Genomic DNA, 20,223 nt, shown 5'->3' with positions numbered 1-20,223 from the left:
CTACGAGAAACTCGAGCGCAGCTTCGTCGCCCTCAACCACCTTGCCGCTGCCATCATTGCCTTCCGCAAGGTACCTGCCGACGTCAACATAATTTACGGATAAGTTCTAAGTCTGAACTTTTCAGTTCGCCGATCACTTAAGTCTGAAGTCTTGCTTCGCGTTGTCGCGCAGAATTCCGCCGCGTCGTACAAGTTCTTGTCGGCAAGCGTTTCGTCGGCTTGAGTGGATCTGCAATCCGTCAATCAATGTGAGCAAACACTTACATGCGCAGGAGGGCGTCAGTTGCCGAGCAGCGAATTCGGGCGATCCAAGACACGTCATTGCCCACCTTCGCATTGACGCGAGCAAGCGCCTGAAGGCCCGCGCCGCCCGTCTGCGCGTGCAGGTGTTGGGACCGATATGGGCGCGTTATCGCCCTGCTCGAAAAGCCTCGCTGATGGCACGTCTACTCGGCATGGAACACAGCAGGACAGGCCGGAATCAGCATGCCGGCACGCGTGCGCATCCGGATTTCCTAGGTTGCCAGGGACCGCTCTGCAGTGCGGACCTACAGCCAGTCGCCAGAAGAAGTCCGGTCACTGGCACCGTCCGGACGTCTACGAGAAGACTGCAGGCGGATCGATCGACGTGCTACGGGGCAAGTCCGATAGGACCGCTCTCGCTGCAAAGCAGCGGTTTCCAGGAATGGCCCGTAAGTCAGATCGGTGCCCGTTGCTGTCCTAGTGTGCCGCGATAGACGAAGGGAGGAAGATTGCTCTCGCAACCTCGTCAGGAAGTCAGTTCCAACTTGATTCCAGAACGCCTGACCACTGGGACCCACTTCGCACGCTCGGCCTGGATGTAAGCCGAGAACTCGGCCGGCGTGCTCCCCACCGGCTCGCCGCCGTATTCCTGGTAGCGCTGGATGACTTCGGGTCTGCGTGCCACGGTGGCGCAAGCAGAGGCCAGTTTCTCAAGGATCGGCTTTGGCGTTCCCGCGGGCGCGAGCAGCCCGAACCACGTCGAAGCGTCGTAGTCGGTGAATCCGAGTTCCTGAAAAGTCGGAACAGTCGGGAGCAGCGGATGCCGGCTCTTACCGGTGACGGCCAAGGCCTTGAGTTTTCCCGCACGAATGTTGCTCATGGAAGCCGGAAGCCCGTCGAACATCACCTGCGTTTCACCGCCCAACAGAGCTGTATAGGGACTGGTCGTGTTGTAGGGGACGAACTTGTAGGTCGTCCCCGTGATTGCGCCGAACCATTCACCCAGCAGATGCTGGAATGTGCCCACTCCCACCGTTCCCACATTGATGCTTCCTGGCTGCGCCTTCGCCAACGCGACCAGTTCGGTCGCGTTGGACACCGGCAGGCTGGGGTGCGCCACCAGTACGCTTCGCAGCGTTGTGAGCTGGCTGATTGCGTCGAAATCCGACGGCTTGTATGGAAGGTGCGTATACAGCTCGGACATGTAGCAAAGCGAACTCGGAATTCCCATGAGCAGCGTGTAGCCGTCGGGAGGCGCCTTGGCAGCCAGCGAAGTGCCGATGGTCGTGGCGCCGCCTGGGCGGTTGTCCACGATGACAGATTGGCCCAGGATACTGGTCAAGGCTGCCGCCCAGAACCGGGTGTCCGCGTCCAACCCCGACCCCGGTGGATTCGCAACGATTATGCGAATCGGCTTGGAGGGATAGTCCTTGGCGAAGGCGCCCCTGGCGAATCCCGTCATCAACAGAGAAGCACCGGCGCCGATCGCCCGCCGTCTTGAAACTGCCATTGGTTGGTCTCCTCTTGCGCCACCGCTTCTGGCTCAGGCGGCGGCTGATTGAAATGCGTGAAAACGTTCCGGTTCAATGAACTTGTCGTGAGACTTCCATGCCGCTACTCAGCACGAATGTGCCGGGCGCGAATGACCTCCTCCCACCGGTGCTGCTCCGACTGCCACAACACCTGGAAGGACTCGGGGTCGGTGAAAGCCGGTTCGGTGGCTGTCTTCGCGAAGAACTGTTGCATCTCGGGATGTCGGACTGCCTTTGCGAGGGCGTGGTTCAGTTTCCGCACAAGGCCCGCCGGCATGCGCGGGGGACCGGCCAATCCCATCCAGAAGTCGGCCGGCGCATCGAGCACCTTGTCCTCTACGAGCGACGGCACGTCGGGCAGCAAAGGCGAGCGCTTGTCAGAAACGATCCCCAGCGGCGTCAGACGGCCGGACTGGATCCACGGCATCGATGTGCTGATCTCGCCGAACAGAATCTGCACCTCGTTGCTCACCGCAGCCTGCAGCATCGCGGCCCCGCCCTTGTATGGGACATGCACGATGTCCATGCCGGTTCGCAGCTTGACCAGTTCCATCACGAGGTGCGGATTGCTGCCGATGCCCGTGGAGCTATAGTTCAACTTCCCCGGCCGCGCCTTGGCATAGCTCACCAAGCCCTGGAAGTCGCGAACGGATACCGTCTTGTTCACGAGCAGGACAGCTGACGTGCGGAGGAACTGGCCGATCGCGGTGAAGTCTTTGGCTCCATCGTAGGGTGGCTTCTCGAGCATGAGCGGCGCCGTGATCTGTGCCGACGGCATGGACAACAGCAAGGTGTAGCCATCCGCGGGCGCCTGCAGCACGTTGACTGTGCCCAGCGTTCCCGCGGCCCCCGCGCGGTTGTCCACCACAACCGGCTGGCCGAGTTCCTCACGCAGGCGTTCGGCGATGGCACGCGCCGCCAGATCGGCCGGGCCGCCTGGCGGGACCGGGACGACCAGGCGGATCGCCCGTGATGGATAGGCGTCCCGCCCCTGCGCCAACGCGAAAGTCGGTAACGCCGCCATGGCCGCGAGCAACCGGCGGCGCGAAGGCGATGGAGCCACGAACGTGTCCGGGCCATGGACGTCGCGCAGCATCTTCATTCCGGATTTCGGCCGATGAAGAAGACCTCGTCAGGATCCGAAGTGGGCGCCAGACCGGCGGCCTCGAGACCGCGCCGCAGGGCGGCCATGTCGCGACCATGCAGGCGCGGCGTCGGCTGCGGGATCGGGCCACCGTTGTAGCCCTGCAGCCAGGCCTGGTACTTCCAGATCGTCCGATTGATGAGACCGCTCATCGCCATCGGCACGCTGCCAAAGGCCTTGCGCGCGGGGTCGACCTGATACCAAGCCTGCGTGGCTTCGTCGAACTTTCCGGCCTGGATCAGCTTGTGAACACGGGGCAGCCATGGTCCGTAATAGGCCGAGTAGTTGGTGCCGCAGAAGGGGATGGGGATCACCTGCGCCAGCGGCACATATTCGTATTCGAGCGGCGAGGAAATCACGACCTCCTTGTGGAACTCGCGATGCACCTCGATGGCCGACATGATGTGCGGCATGCCGCCTTCGGCTTTGATCGACACCACGTTCGGGCAGTCGTCCACGAGGCGGCGCAGCAGCGGCAGCGGAATGTCCGCGGGGTGCAGGCTTCCGAATCCCCACGCCGGGACCGGGAAGAGGATTACGCCCAGCCGGGTCGAGTCGCAGAGCGCCTTGGTGTAGGCGTAGACGTCGTCGAGCGACTTGGGATGGAAGAAAGGCGGATAGCCTAGCAGGACGAGGTCCGCGCCGGCTTCCTCGGCCAGCTTCACCGCCTCGATGTTTTCTTCGAGCGAATTGAACACAGCGTGGTGGATCACCATGATGCGGCCGTCCGCCTGCTCCACCATGGCTCGCGTGAATTCGGCGTACTGCGCCAGTGTGATCGCGTGCTCCGAGCAGGCGAGCGTGCCGACGAAGCCGTGGTTGATCGCTGTTTCGACGTCGTGCCGCGCGGCCTTCGTGTTGATGCGCTTGAAGTCGGACGTCATGGTCGGAATCGTCACGTTCGCGACGCCGTTCATGTGCTCACGCGCCCATTCGCGCGCTTCGTTGCGGTGGTATCGGGCCATCATGTACTCCTTGGTGTGTCAGAGAATGCGCATCAGCGCTTGGATTCGAATTGAATGGGGAGCGGTGTGGCCAGGCCGGCCTCGAGCGCCTTGCGTACGATGAGTTCGGCGACAACGATGTCCTGGAGGCCGCCACCGACCGACTTGAACATGCGGATGTCGGCCGAACGCACCCGTTCGTCGCAAGCGCCGCTCACCAGGTCGTTGAGGCTGAAGGACTTGTCTCGGAACGCCAGACCCGCCGCCTTGGCGGCCATCATGTCGCCGGTTTCGGCCAGCACTTCCTCCAGGCTGTCGCAGACGATCAGGTCACTGCGTGCGACGACGCTGGCGTCGATCTCTCGCTGCTGGGGAATGGTCGAACCGATGGAGACGACCGTGGCGCGAGGCTTGAGCCAAGAGCCGAAGAGGATCGGCTTCTCCCCCTGGGAGCGCGCAGCCGCGAGAACGATGTCGGCGCCATCCACGGCCGCCTCCGCATTGATCGCCGCGCGTGCAGGCACGCCGAGGTCACGTGTCAGGGCTTGCGCGAAGGCCTCCCGGCGCTCCGGTGTCGGGCTGTACACCACCACTTCGCTAAGGTTGCGCACCGCCGCGAAGGCCCTCGCGTGATGGGAGGCTTCCAGGCCGCTGCCGAGCACCGCAAGGCGGGCCGGCGTCGCAGGCGCCAGTCCGTCCAGCGCGAGCGCCGACGTCGCCGCGGTGCGGAAGGCCGTGATGGCATTGGCATCCAGGAAAGCCGCGATGCGGCTCGTTTCCCGATCGAACAACACGATCACATACTCGATGCCGGCAGCAACGCCCTGCACGCCCGCAGCCATCAACTTGGCCCCGAAGTAGCGGCCCGCCAGCGGAAAGGCCGGCAGCGTGCGAAGCCACGCCTTGCCCACGGTCGCAACCGTTCGAGGCGGTGTCGCACCCGCCTGCTCGGGCAGGCGGTACGAGGCACGCAAGGATTCGATGGCCTCGCTCCAGGTGAACACCTGGCGGGCGACTTCGCCGGACACGAAAACGGGACTGTCTGGATGTGTGTTCATGGTTTGTGTTTCAGTGGTCTGTCAGGCGAATGAGGGATGAAGGCCGTCCCAGCACAGGTACTTCAGCTCGAGAAACTCATCGATGCCGTAGTGCGAACCTTCCCGGCCCAGGCCGCTTTGCTTGATGCCGCCAAAGGGGGCAAGCTCGTTGGAGATCAGGCCCGTGTTGATGCCGACCATGCCCGACTCGAGCGCTTCGGCCGCGCGCCAGATGCGCGCCGCATCCTTGCTGAACAGGTAGGAGGCGAGCCCGAACTCGGTGTCGTTGGCCATCGCGATGGCATCTTCGTCGCGCTCGAAGCGCACGAGCGGCATCACGGGGCCGAAGGTCTCTTGCACGGCCACGGCCATGCCAGGGGCAACATCCGCCAACACGGTGGGCTCGTAGAAGCAACCGCCGAGCGCGTGGCGCCGACCGCCAGTCAGCAGGCGCGCACCGCCGGCCACGGCGTTGTCGACGTGTTCCTCGACCTTGCTCACCGCGCCAGCGTCGATCATCGGGCCGATCTGCACACCGGGCTCCAGCCCGTTGCCGACCTTGAGTTGCCCCACGCGCTCGGCCAGCCGCGCGGCCAGCGCATCGTAGATGCCAGCCTGGACCATCACGCGATTGGCAGCGATGCACGACTGGCCGGTGTTGCGGAACTTTGCGACGAGGATGCCCTCAACCGCTGTGTCGATGTCGGCGTCATCGAACACGATGCAGGGCGCGTTGCCGCCCAGCTCCATCGAACACTTCTTGATCGTCGAGGCTGACTGCTGCAACAGAACCCGGCCGACTTCGGTCGAACCAGTGAAGGTCACCTTGCGTACCAGCGGGTGCGAGGTCAGCACACCCCCGATGGCCCGTGTGTCGCCGCCTGTGATGACGTTGAAGATGCCAGGCGGAATGCCCGCGCGCAGCGCGAGTTCGCCGAGGGCCAGTGCGGTGAGTGGCGTCTGGCTCGCTGGCTTGACGACCATCGCACAGCCAGCGGCCAGTGCCGGACCGGCCTTGCGCGTGATCATGGCAGCCGGGAAGTTCCACGGCGTGATGGCCGCGCACACGCCAATAGGCTGCTTGAGCGTGACGATGCGCTGCGTCTCCCGGGGCGCCGGGATCACGTCGCCGCGCACGCGCTTGGATTCCTCGGCGAACCACTGCACGAAGCCCGCGGCGTAGTCGATCTCGCCACGCGCTTCGCTCAGGGGCTTTCCCTCTTCGAGCGTGATCAGCGTCGCCAGGTCTTCCTTGTTCTCGACGATCAACGACCACCAGCGGTTCAGCACCTGGGAGCGGTGCTTGGCCGTGGTCTGGCGCCAGGCGCGAAACGCCTTGTCGGCCGCCACGATGGCACGCGTGGTCTCTTCTTCCTTGCAACGCGGCAGCCTTGCGAGAACCTCGCCCGTGGCGGGGTTACGCAGCTCCGAGTGGCCATGTGGTGTCTCGGTGATCCATTGCCCGTCGATCAGTGCGGCTTCGCGGAAGAGGTCGGGGTTCTTGAGAAGGTGGCGAGTCACGGCACTCCTTTGGGTCGGGTTCTTGTCGATGCGACTGGGTTTCGGCTAGCTCTCACGAATAGAGCTCCCCGCCTAAACAAATTGCGATACGGTCCGTATTGTATAAACACGCAAAGGACGAAGCACCAAGGGAAAACCCGACCTGACGGCTTTCCTTCCTCAAGGGTGAATGCATGCTCGGTGTGTCGGGTTTGTCCTCATATTGGCGCCGGCCGATCTACTTAACATGGCGCAATAGTGAGACTATCCGTCTCGTATTGCAAAGTAGATTTTCCCAAGGGGACACCATGGACAGATCAATTGATGGCCTGAAGGGCCGCACCTCTCTCGTGCTGGGCCATTGCGCTGGCATGATCGACATCGTTGCGCTGCCGGTATGGGTGGGCATCGTCCTGATCGGGCAGTTCGGCCTGGATCCGCAGCGCGCGGGCTCGCTGGTCACGCTCTTCTTGGCCGCGGTCGTCGTCTCCAGCCTGTTCATTTCGCCGCGCGTCAATCGCATCCGTGGAGCGGTGGCTGTCCCCGCAGCCTTTGGCGTCGCCGCAGCGGCCTTCTTCGCGCTGTCCACAACGAAGGACTACGGGACGATGGCGTTGCTGCACTTCATCGGCGGTCTGGCCGTCGGATGCGGCCTCTCGATCACCCATTCGACCATCGGCGCCAGCGCAAATCCCCATCGGCTGATCGCCATCGCGTTCACAGCCTTGAGCGTGCTGTCGTTCGGCTTCCTGGGTGGCGTGCCGCAGCTCGTGAGCATCAAGGGAGGGTCGGTGCTTTTCGTGGTCCTGGGCTCGATCATGCTCGTGGCAGCGTTTGCCGCAGCAATCGGATTTCCCGAGCGTGCAAGCACGCCTTCTCTGGCCAACAAGCCGGCCGTGCACGCGCCGCTTGCGCGCGGCGTCTGGTTCGCCATGGTCGGCACCAGCCTCATGACGCTGAGCCACTCGATGATGCTCAGCTACATGGAGCGCATCGGCGATGCGCACGGCTTCAGCAAGCAGATGGTGATGAGCGTACTGCTCGCCGTTGGCATCGTGAACCTATTTCCGGGCGTGCTCGCTGCGGTGTTCGAGCGCAAGTTGTCCGCCCAGGCAGTGATGGTCGCCGGCCCCGTGCTGCAAGTCGTTCTCGGTCTGACGCTCACCCAGTCGTCGCAGTTCGGACCCTATGCCTTTGCAGCTGCGGTTTTCCCGGCAGTGATGATCTTCACCCACACCTTCGTATTCGCCTTCCTCGCTCGCAACGACGCCTCCACACGCGCGGTCGCCGCGACGCCAGTCATCACGATGACCGGCTCCGCTCTGGGCCCGATCGTCGGCGGCGTCGTCGCCCAGAACCTGGGCTACTCGAGCATCGGCTGGGCCGTGGCGGTCGTGGCGACGATCGGCGCACTCTGCTTCCTACAGGCTGGGCGAGGAACAGTGCGCAAGGTGGCTACGGCAGACGCCGCCACAACCTGAGCGCCATTGGCCGTTGGCCATCGCCCATATCTCATTTCCCCAAAGAAAGCTGACCTCATGAACATCATCGGACCCGACGAGCTGATCTTCGGCGTCACCGACGCCGCCGCCGCCGAACAATTCATTGCCGACTACGGCCTCCTGCCTCGGGGGCAAGGTCGTTTCGAGGCCCTGGACGGTACGGCCGTCATCATCAAAGCGGCGGACGATCCTTCCCTGCCCCCCAAGACCTTGGACACGGCAAACATGCTGAGAAAGACGGTCTATGGCGTCGCCGACGAAGAGGCGCTTCGCGCGATCGCCGAGGAACTCGGGCGCGACCGCGAGGTGAAGTACTTGCCTGATGGTTCCCTCGAATGCACCGACGACGTCGGCTTCGTCCTGGGTTTCAAGGTGTCCCGCCGACGGCCCGTCAATCTCCCGGCGGAGCGGGTGAACGCGCCGGGCGACCTGAATCGGCCCGTCAACACGCCCGTCTCGCCATCGGCGGGGCCCGGCGCGCAGCCGCGGCCACGGACCTTGTCGCACGTCGTCTACTTCGTTCCCGATGTCGAGCGGGCAGAGGCCTTCTACACGCAGCGACTGGGCTTTCGCGTCAGTGATCGCTTCATCGGCATGGGGCCCTTCCTGCGGCCTGCCGGCACCATCGAGCATCACACCCTCTTCCTCATCAAGACGCCGCCGCACATGCAGGGCTGCGAACATTTCACCTTCCACATGGGGGGTCCGGGCGAGCTTCTGACGGCGGGTTGGAACCTGGCGCACAAGGGCTATCAGTCCTACTGGGGACCGGGTCGCCATCGCTTCGGCTCCAACTGGTTCTGGTACTTCAACTCCCCGTTGGGCTGCCACATCGAGTACGACGCCGACATGGACCTTCACGATGACCAATGGGTCCCGCGCGAAGTACCGGCCGAAACCGACATGTCGCAGGTCTTCCTGTTCGACTGGCGCGAGAAGTGGGCTCCGGGCGGTCCGCCGCCCAAGGCCGAATAAGCCATGCCTGCAAGGCCCCTTTGCCACGTCGATGAACTGAATGAAGGCTCCGCCCGGGGGTTCGCGCTGGACAGGCCCGGCCGAGACAGCATGTTCCTCGTGAAGCACGAGGGCATGGTGCACGGCTATCGCAATGACTGCCCGCACTGGCCAGGCAGCCCGATGGTGTGGCGGCGCGATGGCTATCTGAATCGCGACGCCACCCGCATCGTTTGCAGCGGACACGCCGCAGAGTTCGAGATCGCGTCGGGCCGCTGCACACTCGGTCCTTGCCTGGGCCGCTCGCTGACGCCAGTGAGACTGGAGATCGATGCGCAGGGATGGGTTCTTGCCGTCATCGATGCCGTTGAAACCACACACGGAGACTGACACCGATGCACACGCTTCGCCTGCTCTGGTTCGTTCCTTCCCCCCTTTCCATCGCGGCGGAGGCCTGGAACCTGACGTCTGGCGTGGCGCTTCGTGCAGAGCGCAACCCCTCGTCAGACGCGCAGTTCGAAGCCCTTGCGTCGGGCGATGTGGACGCGGTCGTCACGGCAATGGACAACGTGATGGACTGGAATTTGCGCGCGGGCCCGAAGGACCTTCGTGTGATCGCCCAACTGGAGAGCACGACCCCATTGACGCTCGTGGGACAGAGGGGCCGGACCGAGTTGGAAGGCCTGCGCGGCGCCACCATTCTGGTGGATGCGCCGCGCAACGGCTTCGTCGTGGCGCTGCGCGCCATGCTCGCGCAGCGAGGGATCGACTCGGACGCCTATTCCCTGGAAACGGTGGGCGGCGTCAAGGAGCGCTTCGATGCGCTGGGGGCCGGTCGCGGGGACGCCACCTTGCTCGGGCCGCCTTTCGACGCCATGGCACTCGAGGCAGGCCTGAGTCGCCTGGCCAGCGTGCAGGCGCTGTATCCCGCCTTCCCGGGACAAGGCCTGGTCGCCAGCGCGCGCACCGTGGATCGGCTCCGACCGGCCCTGTTGACGTGGCTCGGCGCATTGGACCGCGCGCGTCAGCGCATGTCGGAAGACCCCAACGCTGCGCGGCAGGCGCTGGCGCTTGCAGGCTTTCCCGCGCCGGCTGTGGAAGCCACGCTACGCACGACCGCAGCCTCGCTATGCCCCGATCGCCTCGGTGTCGAGCTGCTGATCGAGCAGCGCCGAATGGCAGGTCTGTCCGGTGCGGACACCACCTACGAGGAACTGGTCGACACCTCCGTCCTGCCGCGGGACTGAGTATCACGTTCCCCGGCGCGGATCAGGCCGAATTGCGCCGCTGCGGCGGCGTTGCGACGGCACCCGCTTCCGGGGGTGCGAGCATCTGCATGACTGCGATGCAATGCGTGTCTGCGAACTTCTTGTCCAGGGGAAGGTGCTTCACGAGGAGCCGGAAATAAATGGGCGCGTAGAGCATGTCCATCTGCAGTTCCGCGTCCATGTCGCTTCGGATCTCGCCAAGGCGGCGGGCATCTTCAAGCACTTCGCGCACGACCGCCCGCCGGCCGTACCAGAAGCGCTCGCGGAACTCGCGCAACACGTCGGGATCGCCCTGTCCCTCGGCCAGGACCTGCGCGACGACGCGCCCCGACCAGCCGTTGTACTCATCGATCAACAGGTGGATGTGGCGGATCAGTGCCTCGCGCGGGCTGCTGACCCTTGGCATGGGCGTGTGGCTGAGGTGCGTATGCAGGAACGCCTCGATGACCACCGCGGCCTTCGAGTTCCACCAGCGGTAGATCGTGGCCTTGCCAACGCCCGCTTCGCGGGCAATCGACTCGATGGAGATCTGCTGCAGCGGCGTCGTTCCCAGCAGCTTGAGCGTCGCATCCAGGATGGCAACGCGCGAAGCATCGCTGCGCGCACGCCCGGGAGAGCGCGGAGGCGGCGCCCCGACCCCAGCCGTTTCGGAACGGGCGGACGAACGGGTGGAGGAACGGGCGCCGGGCTTTGCCGCTGTTCCTTTGGGAGAAGTCTTGGTAGGCAAGGTAGTGCGCAATCTAGGACGACACAGTCATTATCCGGGACTCACTGGCTGACACCATACAACTTCAAACCTTCCCGCCGGGCTCGAGATCCAGCAGCACGAAGGCCATGCGGCAGGTCTTACTGGAACGGTTCGACCAGCTATGGTTGGTGGCGCGCTGGATCAGGACGTCGCCCGGCCGCATGAGCGTCTCGCCCTCGTCCATGAGGGCGTATATCTCGCCCTCCAGCACGATCGCGTAGTCCAGCGACGCGGTCTTGTGAAACCAGAAATGCCGCGCGTCCCCATGGTCGCGAACGCCGTGATCGTCCAGGAAGCGCGCCAGCGCCGACGTGTCGTAGTTGGCGTCGGGCGGGAAATCCACGATGCGCAGGAGGGATCCGCCCTTCGAATGGAATCCAAAGGCGTGGCCGGCAGGGGCCGGATCGACGCCCGATGCGGCCGACTCCCCCGTGACCCAGACGACATGGGCCGGTGGCGAGCCCGGATCGCTCGTGTGGTTCGGCGTCGGTCCGTCCGAGACGAATATCGACTTGCCCTGCACGTTCTCGCCCGTGACGATCCGACGGACGGGGCGAAGTTGCGCCGGCGGCTTTTCCCGCTGCCCGTCGACGATGGTTTCTGTGTTCACGAAGGTTCCTTCCTGTTGAGATGGTGGTGGCGCCGCATTGCTCACATCGGCTGACCAAGGTACTGGTATGTTTTCAGGAGCAAGGCGGCGGAGCGCTGTGGATTGGGCACCGGGTCACGCTCGTAGTTGCACAGTTGGAGCGAGGCGTCGTAGACCACCTTGACACGCTCGAAGCGTCGCTGCGAGTGCGCCTGCAGCGTCTGCGGGATGCTTTCGCAAGCGGCGACGCATTCGGCCAGCACCACCGCATCCTCGATCGCCATGCCACCGCCCGAAGTCATCTGGGGAGTCGGCGAATGCGCCGCATCACCCAGGAGCACCACGCGGCCCCTGTGCCATGGAGCGGGGACCAGCGTGATGTCGAAGGGTCGGAACAGGACCTGCGAGGACTCTGACACAAGCGCGAGCGAATCCCGGATCACGGGGGCGCTGAAGCCTTCCAGCCGCTCACGCAGGAGGACGTGGAGTTCGCCGTCGGGCATGTGCAGGTGTTCGGCGCTGTTCTCCAGGAAGAACAGATAGCAAGTGTCGCGGGAGGTCGGGATCGCGCCCACGGTGCGCTTGCCATCCGCCGAGCGGTACAGGCAGAAGCCATCCACCTCGGCGGGCCGCGGAGCGTTGAAGCGCCATGCGCTCTGTCCCGCGAAGCGCGCCTGGTACTCGGTCCCGAACACCCGGTCGCGCAGTTTGGAATAGGCGCCATCCGCAGCCACCACCAGGTCATATTCGTGTTGTCGACCGTCGGACAAGGTGACCTCCACCTTGTCTCCGCGATCGTTGAGGTCGCTGATGGTCAAGCCCCTCTCGAGCAGCGCACCGGCGGATGCCGCCGCCCCTTCGAGGATGCGTGCCAGTTCGGGACGGCGCATGCCGCATCCGGGAGGCGCCGGGTTCGAAGCAAGCAGGCGGCCGGTGAAGTCATGTTGCTTGAAGACTTCGAAAGCAATACCGCTGTCCAGGCATTGGTCGGCCAGTCCGATCGTGGCCAGGGCACGCATCGTGTTGTGCAGGAGGCAGATGCCTGCACCTGTGGTCGGGGTCGCCGATTTGCTGTCGATGCAGTGCACCTCGAGCCCAGCGCGCCGTAGCGCATAGGCAGCCGACGCGCCGCCGATGCCGCTGCCTACTACGAGAACCTTGTTCGTCTGTGTCATGTCATGTCTCCTCTTCCGCCTTCTGATGGCCAGCTCTCATTGGCCTCTCGGTTCCGGCACGCACGCGTTGTGCTGTCTGCCCAGTCCTTCGATTTCCGCATCCATCACATCGCCATCGCGCAGGAACCGGTTGTAGTGCGTGCCATTGCCCGCGGGCGAACCCGTAGCGATGAGGTCGCCGGGCCAGAGTTCCACATGCGAGCTGATGTATTCAATTTGCCGCGCCACATCGAACAGCATGTCCGCAGTGGATTCGTCCTGCATGGTTTGTCCGTTCAGCTTGAGCGTGATTCGCAGGTGCTGCGGGTCTGGCACGAAGCACGCGGGCACCAGGGTTGGACCGAAGGGCATGAAGGTGGGCGGCGACTTCGACCTCAGCCAATCTGTCCCCAACATCTTGTAGTCGGTGCGCGCAATAAGGTCGCGCGCCGAGATGTCGTTCACCACCGAGTAGCCAGCGACGTAGTCGAGCGCGTCCTCGCGCCGCACATTGCGGGCTCGACGTCCAATGATCACCGCGAGTTCGAGCTCCCAATCGGGCTTGTGGGTGGTGGCGGGCAGCACCACAGGATCGAAAGCGCCCGTGATGGCCGACGGCAGCTTCGGGAACACATAGGGTTCTCCGTTGGCCAGTCGCTCGTCCATCATGTCCTCGGCCCATTTGCGCAGCGCATCTCCTTCGAGACCGGGCGGACCGACCCCCATATCCAGCGTGAGGTCCACGACGTGCTTGCGGTAGTTGGCCCCCGTGCAAAGCACCTGCCGCGGCAGGTCGACAGGGGCATGCACCCGGAGGCTGGACATGGCCAGGGCACTCGGGTGCTGTGGCGGCAACTGTTGCGCCAGGATGCGCAGCACCGCCAGGTTCTCGGTCCAGTCTTGGAGCAGGTCGAGCACCGAGGCTCCGGCGGACCAGCCGGCGCCGTAGCGCATCGCATCGGCGTGCACCGCTTCGAGAGGCAGCACGCGTTCGCCGAAACACAGGGCAGCAAAGCGCCGCCCGTCTTCCCGAGAGAAAGTGCCCAAGGAGAACTTCATTTGCGCACTGCTCACATGAACGGCTTGCGCGGCTCGGGCCACCAGGTGCCCTGCTGGCGCTGACCCAGCCGATTGCGCAAGACCCCGACGCCCCCAACCTCCAGTTCCACCACATCGCCCGGATTGAGGCTGCGGCCGAGTTCAAGGGCCGAACCGTTGCCCATAGTTCCCGAGCCGATGACGTCCCCCGGCTGCACGTGGTCGCCCAGCGACACGTAGGCGATCAGTTCATCGATGCTCCAGAGCAGTTCCGAGCTGTCGCCCTCGCCCCAGGTTTCGCCGTTCACCCGCACTGACATGCGGATGTTGTCCAGACGGGGGAACTCGTCGATCGTGGTGATCCAGGGCCCGATTCCGTAGGCAAAGTCCTTGCTCTTGGTGGGCCCCATGCCGATGGCAAATTCGTTGGCCTGCAGATCGCGTGCCGAGAAGTCATTGAAGATGGTGACACCGAAGAGGTGCGACCGAGCGGTCTCAGGCGTGATGTCGTGGGCGCCGCGCCCGATCACCCAGCCGATCTCCAGCTCGTAGTCCATCTTGTCGCAGCGGGCGGGCCACGGCACTTCGGCTTCGTGCCCGATGACTGTCCAGGGCGAGCCCTTGAAGTACCCGGGCACCTGCAGCAGGGCAGGCGCGGGCGTGAGCTTCATGCGTTCGTGGAACTGTCGAATGTGCTTCACGAAGGTGAGGCCGTCACGCACGATCGAGGGGTCGCACGCGGGGGCCCACTGCAGGCCGTCGAACGGCAGCGAAACGTCATCTCCGTACTGGTGTGCAGCCTCCCTGGCCGTATCGAGGAACTGTTGGCCCAAGGCGATCGCAGCCGACATGCTCTCCGGGAACACGACCGAGGCGTAGCGCAGGGCCGCCTCGCGACTCGCGCCGCGCGATTGCTGGCGTAGAACCTCCGCCGCCCGCAGGTCGACAACGCGCGATTGCTCCGGGAGAACCATACAGATGCGCTGGACGGGACCATCGAGGCCTTGAACCACAAATCTTCCGAGTTTCACTTTGACTCCAGGTTGGGGTGGAATTTATTTACGAAACTATACGTCTCGAATTTATCAGGACTGGTTGGTGTTTACCCTAGCCAATTTCGAGAGAGTGTTGATGCCTTTCTCATTGACACTTGGCACTGCTAACGAGTAGTATTTATAACGATACGTATCGTCTCGTTGTACGACAAAGATTCCCGCGCTGGGTTTGCGACAGCACTCGGCTTTCGTCCATCTCTTCACCTGACACACCATGAGCAAGCGCCCTCCCGTCATCATCTCCTGCGCCCTGACGGGAGCCGGAGACACGCGATCCAGGAACCCCGCGGTCCCCGCGACCCCGCGCGAGATCGCGGACCAGGCCATCGATGCCGCTCGTGCGGGCGCGTCCGTCGTGCACATCCATGTGCGCGATCCCGAGACTGCCAAGTCCTCGACGAAGTTCGCCTACTACGAGGAAGTGGTGCAGCGAATCCGCGATTCGAGCTGTGACGTCCTGATCAACCTGACGACCGGCCCCGGCACGATGCTGACGGTGCCGACCGATCCGCCGTTTCGGGTCGAGCCCATCGCGGATGCAGAGCTGATGACGCCGCAGGAGCGCGTGGCGCATGTGGTGAAGCTCAAGCCCGACATCTGCAGTCTCGATGTCGCCACGATGAATTTCGGCGAGGCGGCCTTTGTGAATACCGCCCAGCACCTGCGCGAGATGGCCGCGCAGATCGCGCAGGCCGGCGTCACGATGGAACTGGAGGTCTTTGACTTCGGCCATGCGCGCCTCGCCAGCCACTTGATCGGCATCGGGGCGATTCCCAGCAGTGCTTACTTCCAGCTGTGCCTTTCGATTCCCTGGGGCGCCCCCGCTACGCCAACCGTCGTCGCCGAAATGCAGCGCCTGTTGCCTGCCGGAGCGAAATGGAGTGCTTTCGGCATCGGACCGGAGCAATTCCCGATGGTGGCGACGGCGGCCATCCTCGGTGGACACGTGCGAGTCGGCCTTGAGGACAACCTGTATGTGTCACCGGGAAAGCTCGCGCGCGACAACGCAGAGTTGGTCGCCAAGGCAGCCAGAATCATCGAGGACCTCGGCTATGAGGTCGCCACGACAGACCACGCCCGCAACACGCTGCTGGGCGCTTGACCCGTGGAATCGCTTCGGACTCCTTCCGCCCCGCAGGAAGACAACCCCACCCGGGCGTATGTGGCCGAGGCTGTGGCCAGCGGCCGCCGCCATGTGCCGCTCGACATCAACCCTGCCCTTGCGAGCCTTTCGACCCAGCTCGTCGAGGTGCGAGGAGAGGACCTGGTGCTGCGGTTCACTGCGCCACGCACTGCAACGCAGGGCAACGGCGTTGTCAGTGGCGGCACGCTCGCAAGCATGCTGGATCTTGCGATGGCGATGACGGTCCTCTCGCGCCTGAAGCCGGGATTCACGTGCAGCACCATCAGCTTGACCGTGAACATGCAGGCAGCGGGACAGGAGGGCCACTTCCTGGCGGTGGCGGGCGTGGACCGGGTGGGCCGGAAAGTCGCGTTCGCCCACGCGACGCTCTACGACGCTGAGGGCTCCCGCGTCATCGCAAATGCGATCTCATCCCTTGCAGTGGTCCCCGTTCAAACATGACGCCCGCGTCGCAGAGCGCAGCGGCATCTGGTGGTTTGGTGCTGCATCAATGCGCGAATGTGCAGGCGCGTCGAACTAAACCTGATTCACAACTTGGAGACACGAAGATGAACATTCGAAAAATTGCTATTGGTTTGGCCGCACTTGCGCTGACCTGGCATGCCGCGATCGCATCAGCGCAGACTCGCATCGTCACGTTGGGCACCGTCGGCGGGCCCCTGCTGTCACTCGAGCGCGGCCAGCCAGCCAACGCGGTTGTGGTCAAGGACCGAATCTATCTGGTAGATGCAGGCAATGGCATCGGTCGTCAGTTGCTGGCGGCCGGCCTGGATGTTCGGAACATCGACAACATCTTCATCACGCACAACCACGACGACCACAATGCCGATTGGGGCACGATCATGGGGCTCGCCTGGAGCACCGGTCGTCGCGCAGACATCCACGTGTGGGGCCCTGGTGGGACAGAGTCCATGCTCCAGGGATACCTCCAGTACTTTGCGCCGAACGCTCGCATCCGGATGGCGGATTCCAAGGGCCTTCGCAAGCCCGAGGAAATGTTTAGAGCTCACGACATCCAGGGCTCAGGCCTGGTGTACAAGGACGCTCTGGTGACGGTCACCGCGCAAGAGAACTGTCATTTCCATCCTGATCCTGCAGGCGGTGCACGTGGTGAAGACAAGTCCTACGCGTACCGCTTCCAGACGCCGGACAAGGTCGTCGTTTTCAGCGGCGACACGGGAAAGTGCGAGCCCATGACAGAGTTTGCGCGAGGGGCAGACATCCTCGTCCATGAAGTCGTCGACCTGCCCTCCATCGAGAAGAAGCTGCGACAAGAGCTTCCGTCGCTTCTGGCTCAGGGGCTTTACCAGCACATGATTCAGGATCACACCACGGCCGAAGACGTGGCGCGCCTGGCCCAAGCAGCCGGCGTGAAGGAGGTGGTGCTTACCCATCTCATTCCAGGACGGGGTGAGCCCGATTCACTTTTTATCGATAGCGCGCGCAAGTTCTATCAGGGGCCGGTCCGGGTCGCCCGCGATTCAATGTCCTACTAGCCGAACACGGAGATCGTTGCACCACGAATGGGTATCGATGACAACGAAGTTCTTCGAAGAAGGGTGCACCTCTGACATCGAGCCCAACCATGGCTCTACTGAGCGGCTGCCTGTCGTGCTGCCCGGAAGCCCGTGCACGGAAGCCGATGCCGTAAAGGAGCGAGAATCCTTACTTCAGTTGGAATGTGCTTTCATCCTGGCCATGAGGAGGCAATCCGCCATGGTCCACTCCGCGTTGAGATCGGCCGGACTCACGCGGAGGTGGGCACAGACTTTGAGGTTGATCAACGAACATGAGGGGTCGATCACGGGCGCGCAAATCGCGCAGGTTGCAGGTATAGATGCAGCCTCCGTGACGCGCTTGATTGATCGACTGGAAGGCAAAGGCCTGGTCGCTCGTGTTGTGGCCGCCGATGACCGGCGGCGCCAGTATGTTGAACGCGGGACCGCGGCGAAAGCCGCCCTTCCCCACTTGCGGGGCGACAGCCCGCAGTCCAACGCCCACCTGTCATTCCCGTCGCCCAGTTCGGCATGACCGCAAGCTGATTCGCTGGAGGAGCCGCACGAGGTTCGCAGCTGGAGCGAGAGCCAGGGCTGCACTGAGCAGCAGCTGCGCGACGCCGTGAAGGCATTCGTCCACAGCGCGGACAAGGTCCGGGGACCACCTGAAGTCAAAGAAGTGAGAGGTCCGGGCATTTGTCACACGGATCGCCGGCGCGTGAGCGCTTGGCGTGGGAGGGCTGCGCGCACCATTAGACTGCGCGTGACGCTAGAACTTGCCTCCCCCTCGACGCCCGCTGCCGCTGTCGCCGCGGCGAGTGATCCCTTCGAACAACACCTGGATCGCTCTTTCGACCCGACGTTCGACGCTCTGAAGTTGCATTGGCTCCCCTGGGTGGGGCGCGCTTTCGTCGGCAGCGCATCCAGAACTATCGTGCTGGGCGAGAGCATCTACGTCTACGACAAGACATCGGCGACGCGCAACGCGACCAAAGCCAGGATCGAACTGCGGGAGAGCCTCCGCAGGCGGCACCTCGCCCTCGGCATCAATGGCAAGAAGAACCACGTGTACGTGCGCAACTTCGAGCGCGCGGTTACGATGTCGCGCACACCAACGCTTCAGGCGCGCGCTGCGCTTTGGTCTCAGGTGATCTACCACAACCTGGTGCCGCGACTGCTGGACAAACGCTCTCACCGGCCGACCGTCGAGGACTTCACTCAAGGATGGAGGGAGTTTTTCGAGCTGGCGAAGGCCACCGGCGCGACGCGGTGCGTGGTCTACGGCACCGACTGGAGAAAGGTCGATGCCCTTTGGCAATTGTTGGAGCCCGGCCAGCGACTTCACAAGAAGCGCTTTCCGATCATCGGTCGCTCGCGCCCGTCGGCCCTCTCGATCCAGCTCGGCGACCGGCAGCTGGACATGCTCTTCATCGGACATCCCAGCAATCGCTTCTCCTGGAAGGAATGGGGAGCCTTCATGCGCACGCAGGGCATGACCTTCGCCACGCAAGAAACGCCGCTGGCCAAGGTGCAGGCCCTCCACGCCGAGTCGCACGATTGAGGCGGCCGCGAAACCATTTCCGGTGTACTCATCGAGATGCGTCACCATTCCCGGTTCTGCGTCGCCTTCCAGACGAGACCCAACGGCCGCTTCTTGGCGATCCCGGTGACTGCTGACCGGCTCCTGTGGGCCCGAACTGGGCCACGGAATTGCAGCGAAAGCCGGCCATGAACCGGGAAGACAGAAGCGACTGCAACCTGGCGCTTTGCGGGCTAAAGTGCCCTGCTTTGTCATCGGCGCCAACTGGCGAGAAGTGGCTGCTGCCCCGCCGTGAACAGTTTCACGATTGGCCTCGCACCGAAGAACCACCGCTTATCCACAGGCTTGCCCCGTGACGGCGCGATTTCCTCTTGTTTACGATTCTTGCTGTTCTAACAACGGAGATGGAAGCAATGGCGCGATGTACAGCACCGGTTCGTGGGCACAGGTCAGCACAATCAAGGGCGGACTGCCCGGCGTGCGGCGGAGGCGGGTACTACCGCAGCAGCTACGGGTATGGTTCGTCGTATTCGTCGCCCAGCCGCAGCTACGGGACCAACCCGAGTTCCAGCGGTGGTGGCGGTGGCGGCAGTCGGTCGAGCGGTTCCTCGAAGCCGCGCTGGTCGCGCGCAAGCTCCACTGTCTCGTACACGCCCGCGCAGGTGCAGAACCTCACGCCGATTCGCGCGGCGGTCGAGAAAGTGGCGGTCGAGCAGCCCGACCTGCGCGACTGCTTCCTGTGCCATGCGTGGCCTGACCGACAAGGTGCCGCCAAGGAGCTTGACGAGGCGCTCAAGGCGGCGGGCGTCAAGACGTGGTTTAGCGAGATGGACCTTCCCCTTGGCGCCCCGATGATGCGGACCATTGACCGTGGGTTGGCGAACTCGCGGATCGGCCTTGTGCTGGTGACGCCAGCCTTCATCAAGGGTTTGCCGAATCAGGGCGTTGCGGACAAGGAACTTTCGGCATTGCTCGCAGAGAACCGGCTTGTGCCCATCGTTCACGGCACGACCTACCCGGAACTGCGGAACGTCAGCCCTTTGCTCGCCTCTCGGGCCGGCTTGGACACGGCAGAGGACTCAATGGCGGTCGTTGCCGAGAAAATCGCCGAGTTGGTCAAGATCTGGGTCTAGCAAATAGAGCACTGCAGCGGAGAACGAAACCGCTCTCGCGGTAGGCGCTTCGCGCACCCCATGGACATGTTGTGACCCGGTTGCCGCCACCGAGAGCCGGCCGCGCAAATCTGAACACGCCGCAAAGTGGATAGGCTGCTCCCATGGGCGAGGACAGAGCCCGGATGACAGGAGCAGACGACATGAGCAAAAGACCCCGCCG

General features: G+C 63.8%; 20 protein-coding genes and 2 pseudogenes. 12 read left to right on the top strand and 10 right to left on the bottom strand.

The window, feature by feature from the left end; all coding sequences use genetic code 11:
• A pseudogene (locus QZH52_RS37830) lies at positions 1–103 on the top strand (IS5/IS1182 family transposase); the annotation flags it as partial.
• A gap of 666 nt (positions 104–769) precedes the next feature.
• Here QZH52_RS37830 and QZH52_RS37825 read toward each other — a convergent pair.
• From QZH52_RS37825 to QZH52_RS37805, 5 genes are all read right to left on the bottom strand, one after another.
• Positions 770–1,753 (bottom strand): Bug family tripartite tricarboxylate transporter substrate binding protein, encoded by a 984-nt coding sequence (locus QZH52_RS37825; protein ID WP_301816413.1) that lies wholly within the window; start codon positions 1,751–1,753, stop codon positions 770–772.
• A 104-nt stretch (positions 1,754–1,857) separates the two neighbouring features.
• Positions 1,858–2,877, bottom strand: coding sequence for a Bug family tripartite tricarboxylate transporter substrate binding protein (locus tag QZH52_RS37820; protein ID WP_301816412.1), 1,020 nt, complete (start codon positions 2,875–2,877; stop codon positions 1,858–1,860).
• Complete coding sequence (locus QZH52_RS37815) at positions 2,874–3,884, bottom strand: dihydrodipicolinate synthase family protein (protein WP_301816411.1); 1,011 nt, start codon at positions 3,882–3,884, stop codon at positions 2,874–2,876. The genes QZH52_RS37820 and QZH52_RS37815 overlap by 4 nt, the downstream gene beginning before the upstream one ends.
• 32 nt (positions 3,885–3,916) lie before the next feature.
• Positions 3,917–4,921 carry an ornithine cyclodeaminase family protein gene (locus QZH52_RS37810; RefSeq protein ID WP_301816410.1) on the bottom strand — a complete coding sequence of 335 codons (1,005 nt, stop codon included), beginning with the start codon at positions 4,919–4,921 and terminating at the stop codon, positions 3,917–3,919.
• Between the two features lie 21 nt (positions 4,922–4,942).
• Positions 4,943–6,421, bottom strand: a complete 1,479-nt coding sequence (locus QZH52_RS37805; RefSeq protein WP_301816409.1) for an NAD-dependent succinate-semialdehyde dehydrogenase — start codon at positions 6,419–6,421, stop codon at positions 4,943–4,945.
• Positions 6,422–6,708: 287 nt separating this feature from the next.
• Between QZH52_RS37805 and QZH52_RS37800 the strand changes: the two genes are divergently transcribed.
• The 4 genes from QZH52_RS37800 to QZH52_RS37785 are packed head-to-tail and all read left to right on the top strand — an operon-like array spanning position 6,709 to position 10,103.
• Positions 6,709–7,881, top strand: a complete 1,173-nt coding sequence (locus QZH52_RS37800) for an MFS transporter (RefSeq protein WP_301816408.1) — start codon at positions 6,709–6,711, stop codon at positions 7,879–7,881.
• Between the two features lie 57 nt (positions 7,882–7,938).
• A complete protein-coding gene (locus tag QZH52_RS37795) occupies positions 7,939–8,877 on the top strand; it encodes a VOC family protein (protein WP_301816407.1) in 939 nt (312 codons plus the stop codon).
• 3 nt (positions 8,878–8,880) lie between these two features.
• Positions 8,881–9,246 carry a Rieske (2Fe-2S) protein gene (locus tag QZH52_RS37790; protein ID WP_301816406.1) on the top strand — a complete coding sequence of 122 codons (366 nt, stop codon included), beginning with the start codon at positions 8,881–8,883 and terminating at the stop codon, positions 9,244–9,246.
• Between the two features lie 5 nt (positions 9,247–9,251).
• Positions 9,252–10,103: an ABC transporter substrate-binding protein gene (locus QZH52_RS37785; protein WP_301816405.1), complete on the top strand. Its 852-nt coding sequence runs from the start codon at positions 9,252–9,254 to the stop codon at positions 10,101–10,103.
• 22 nt (positions 10,104–10,125) lie between these two features.
• Here QZH52_RS37785 and QZH52_RS37780 read toward each other — a convergent pair whose 3' ends face one another.
• The 5 genes from QZH52_RS37780 to QZH52_RS37760 all read right to left on the bottom strand — a co-directional run bounded on the left by QZH52_RS37780 (position 10,126) and on the right by QZH52_RS37760 (position 14,666).
• Positions 10,126–10,851: a TetR/AcrR family transcriptional regulator gene (locus QZH52_RS37780; RefSeq protein WP_301816404.1), complete on the bottom strand. Its 726-nt coding sequence runs from the start codon at positions 10,849–10,851 to the stop codon at positions 10,126–10,128.
• Positions 10,852–10,915: 64 nt separating this feature from the next.
• Entirely contained in the window at positions 10,916–11,482 is a 567-nt protein-coding gene (locus tag QZH52_RS37775) for a cupin domain-containing protein (protein ID WP_301816403.1), read from the bottom strand.
• Positions 11,483–11,523: 41 nt separating this feature from the next.
• Positions 11,524–12,636, bottom strand: coding sequence for an FAD-dependent monooxygenase (locus QZH52_RS37770; protein ID WP_301816402.1), 1,113 nt, complete (start codon positions 12,634–12,636; stop codon positions 11,524–11,526).
• Between the two features lie 36 nt (positions 12,637–12,672).
• Positions 12,673–13,674: a fumarylacetoacetate hydrolase family protein gene (locus tag QZH52_RS37765; protein WP_301816401.1), complete on the bottom strand. Its 1,002-nt coding sequence runs from the start codon at positions 13,672–13,674 to the stop codon at positions 12,673–12,675.
• Between the two features lie 11 nt (positions 13,675–13,685).
• Positions 13,686–14,666 carry a fumarylacetoacetate hydrolase family protein gene (locus QZH52_RS37760; RefSeq protein WP_301816400.1) on the bottom strand — a complete coding sequence of 327 codons (981 nt, stop codon included), beginning with the start codon at positions 14,664–14,666 and terminating at the stop codon, positions 13,686–13,688.
• A gap of 256 nt (positions 14,667–14,922) precedes the next feature.
• On the opposite strand from QZH52_RS37760, the gene QZH52_RS37755 reads away from it, so the two are divergent.
• The 7 genes and pseudogenes from QZH52_RS37755 (at position 14,923) to QZH52_RS37725 (ending at position 20,021) form a co-directional block, all read left to right on the top strand.
• Positions 14,923–15,810: a beta-keto acid cleavage family enzyme gene (locus QZH52_RS37755; RefSeq protein WP_301816399.1), complete on the top strand. Its 888-nt coding sequence runs from the start codon at positions 14,923–14,925 to the stop codon at positions 15,808–15,810.
• A 3-nt stretch (positions 15,811–15,813) separates the two neighbouring features.
• Positions 15,814–16,293 (top strand): PaaI family thioesterase, encoded by a 480-nt coding sequence (locus tag QZH52_RS37750; protein WP_301816398.1) that lies wholly within the window; start codon positions 15,814–15,816, stop codon positions 16,291–16,293.
• Between the two features lie 107 nt (positions 16,294–16,400).
• Positions 16,401–17,348, top strand: coding sequence for an MBL fold metallo-hydrolase (locus tag QZH52_RS37745; RefSeq protein WP_301816397.1), 948 nt, complete (start codon positions 16,401–16,403; stop codon positions 17,346–17,348).
• Between the two features lie 37 nt (positions 17,349–17,385).
• Complete coding sequence (locus tag QZH52_RS37740; RefSeq protein WP_301816396.1) at positions 17,386–17,883, top strand: MarR family winged helix-turn-helix transcriptional regulator; 498 nt, start codon at positions 17,386–17,388, stop codon at positions 17,881–17,883.
• Between the two features lie 15 nt (positions 17,884–17,898).
• Positions 17,899–17,994: pseudogene (locus QZH52_RS38945) on the top strand (DUF3606 domain-containing protein); the annotation flags it as partial.
• 117 nt (positions 17,995–18,111) lie between these two features.
• Complete coding sequence (locus QZH52_RS37730) at positions 18,112–18,909, top strand: hypothetical protein (RefSeq protein ID WP_301816395.1); 798 nt, start codon at positions 18,112–18,114, stop codon at positions 18,907–18,909.
• A gap of 641 nt (positions 18,910–19,550) precedes the next feature.
• Complete coding sequence (locus QZH52_RS37725) at positions 19,551–20,021, top strand: toll/interleukin-1 receptor domain-containing protein (RefSeq protein ID WP_301816394.1); 471 nt, start codon at positions 19,551–19,553, stop codon at positions 20,019–20,021.
• The last annotated feature ends 202 nt before the right edge of the window (positions 20,022–20,223 follow it).

This window comes from Variovorax ginsengisoli (genome assembly GCF_030486595.1).
Taxonomy (GTDB): domain Bacteria; phylum Pseudomonadota; class Gammaproteobacteria; order Burkholderiales; family Burkholderiaceae_C; genus Variovorax; species Variovorax ginsengisoli_B.
The sequence above is the reverse complement of the archived record's forward strand: the minus strand, read 5'-3'. Positions and strand labels throughout refer to the sequence as shown.

Excerpts from the sequence above, each read along its gene's own strand:
- QZH52_RS37825 (WP_301816413.1), bottom strand. The coding sequence starts at position 1,753 with ATGGCAGTTTCAAGACGGCGGGCGATCGGCGCCGGTGCTTCTCTGTTG.
- QZH52_RS37820 (WP_301816412.1), bottom strand. The coding sequence starts at position 2,877 with ATGAAGATGCTGCGCGACGTCCATGGCCCGGACACGTTCGTGGCTCCA.
- QZH52_RS37815 (WP_301816411.1), bottom strand. The coding sequence starts at position 3,884 with ATGGCCCGATACCACCGCAACGAAGCGCGCGAATGGGCGCGTGAGCAC.
- QZH52_RS37810 (WP_301816410.1), bottom strand. The coding sequence starts at position 4,921 with ATGAACACACATCCAGACAGTCCCGTTTTCGTGTCCGGCGAAGTCGCC.
- QZH52_RS37800 (WP_301816408.1), top strand. The coding sequence starts at position 6,709 with ATGGACAGATCAATTGATGGCCTGAAGGGCCGCACCTCTCTCGTGCTG.
- QZH52_RS37795 (WP_301816407.1), top strand. The coding sequence starts at position 7,939 with ATGAACATCATCGGACCCGACGAGCTGATCTTCGGCGTCACCGACGCC.
- QZH52_RS37790 (WP_301816406.1), top strand. The coding sequence starts at position 8,881 with ATGCCTGCAAGGCCCCTTTGCCACGTCGATGAACTGAATGAAGGCTCC.
- QZH52_RS37785 (WP_301816405.1), top strand. The coding sequence starts at position 9,252 with ATGCACACGCTTCGCCTGCTCTGGTTCGTTCCTTCCCCCCTTTCCATC.
- QZH52_RS37770 (WP_301816402.1), bottom strand. The coding sequence starts at position 12,636 with ATGACACAGACGAACAAGGTTCTCGTAGTAGGCAGCGGCATCGGCGGC.
- QZH52_RS37765 (WP_301816401.1), bottom strand. The coding sequence starts at position 13,674 with ATGAAGTTCTCCTTGGGCACTTTCTCTCGGGAAGACGGGCGGCGCTTT.
- QZH52_RS37755 (WP_301816399.1), top strand. The coding sequence starts at position 14,923 with ATGAGCAAGCGCCCTCCCGTCATCATCTCCTGCGCCCTGACGGGAGCC.
- QZH52_RS37745 (WP_301816397.1), top strand. The coding sequence starts at position 16,401 with ATGAACATTCGAAAAATTGCTATTGGTTTGGCCGCACTTGCGCTGACC.
- QZH52_RS37740 (WP_301816396.1), top strand. The coding sequence starts at position 17,386 with ATGACAACGAAGTTCTTCGAAGAAGGGTGCACCTCTGACATCGAGCCC.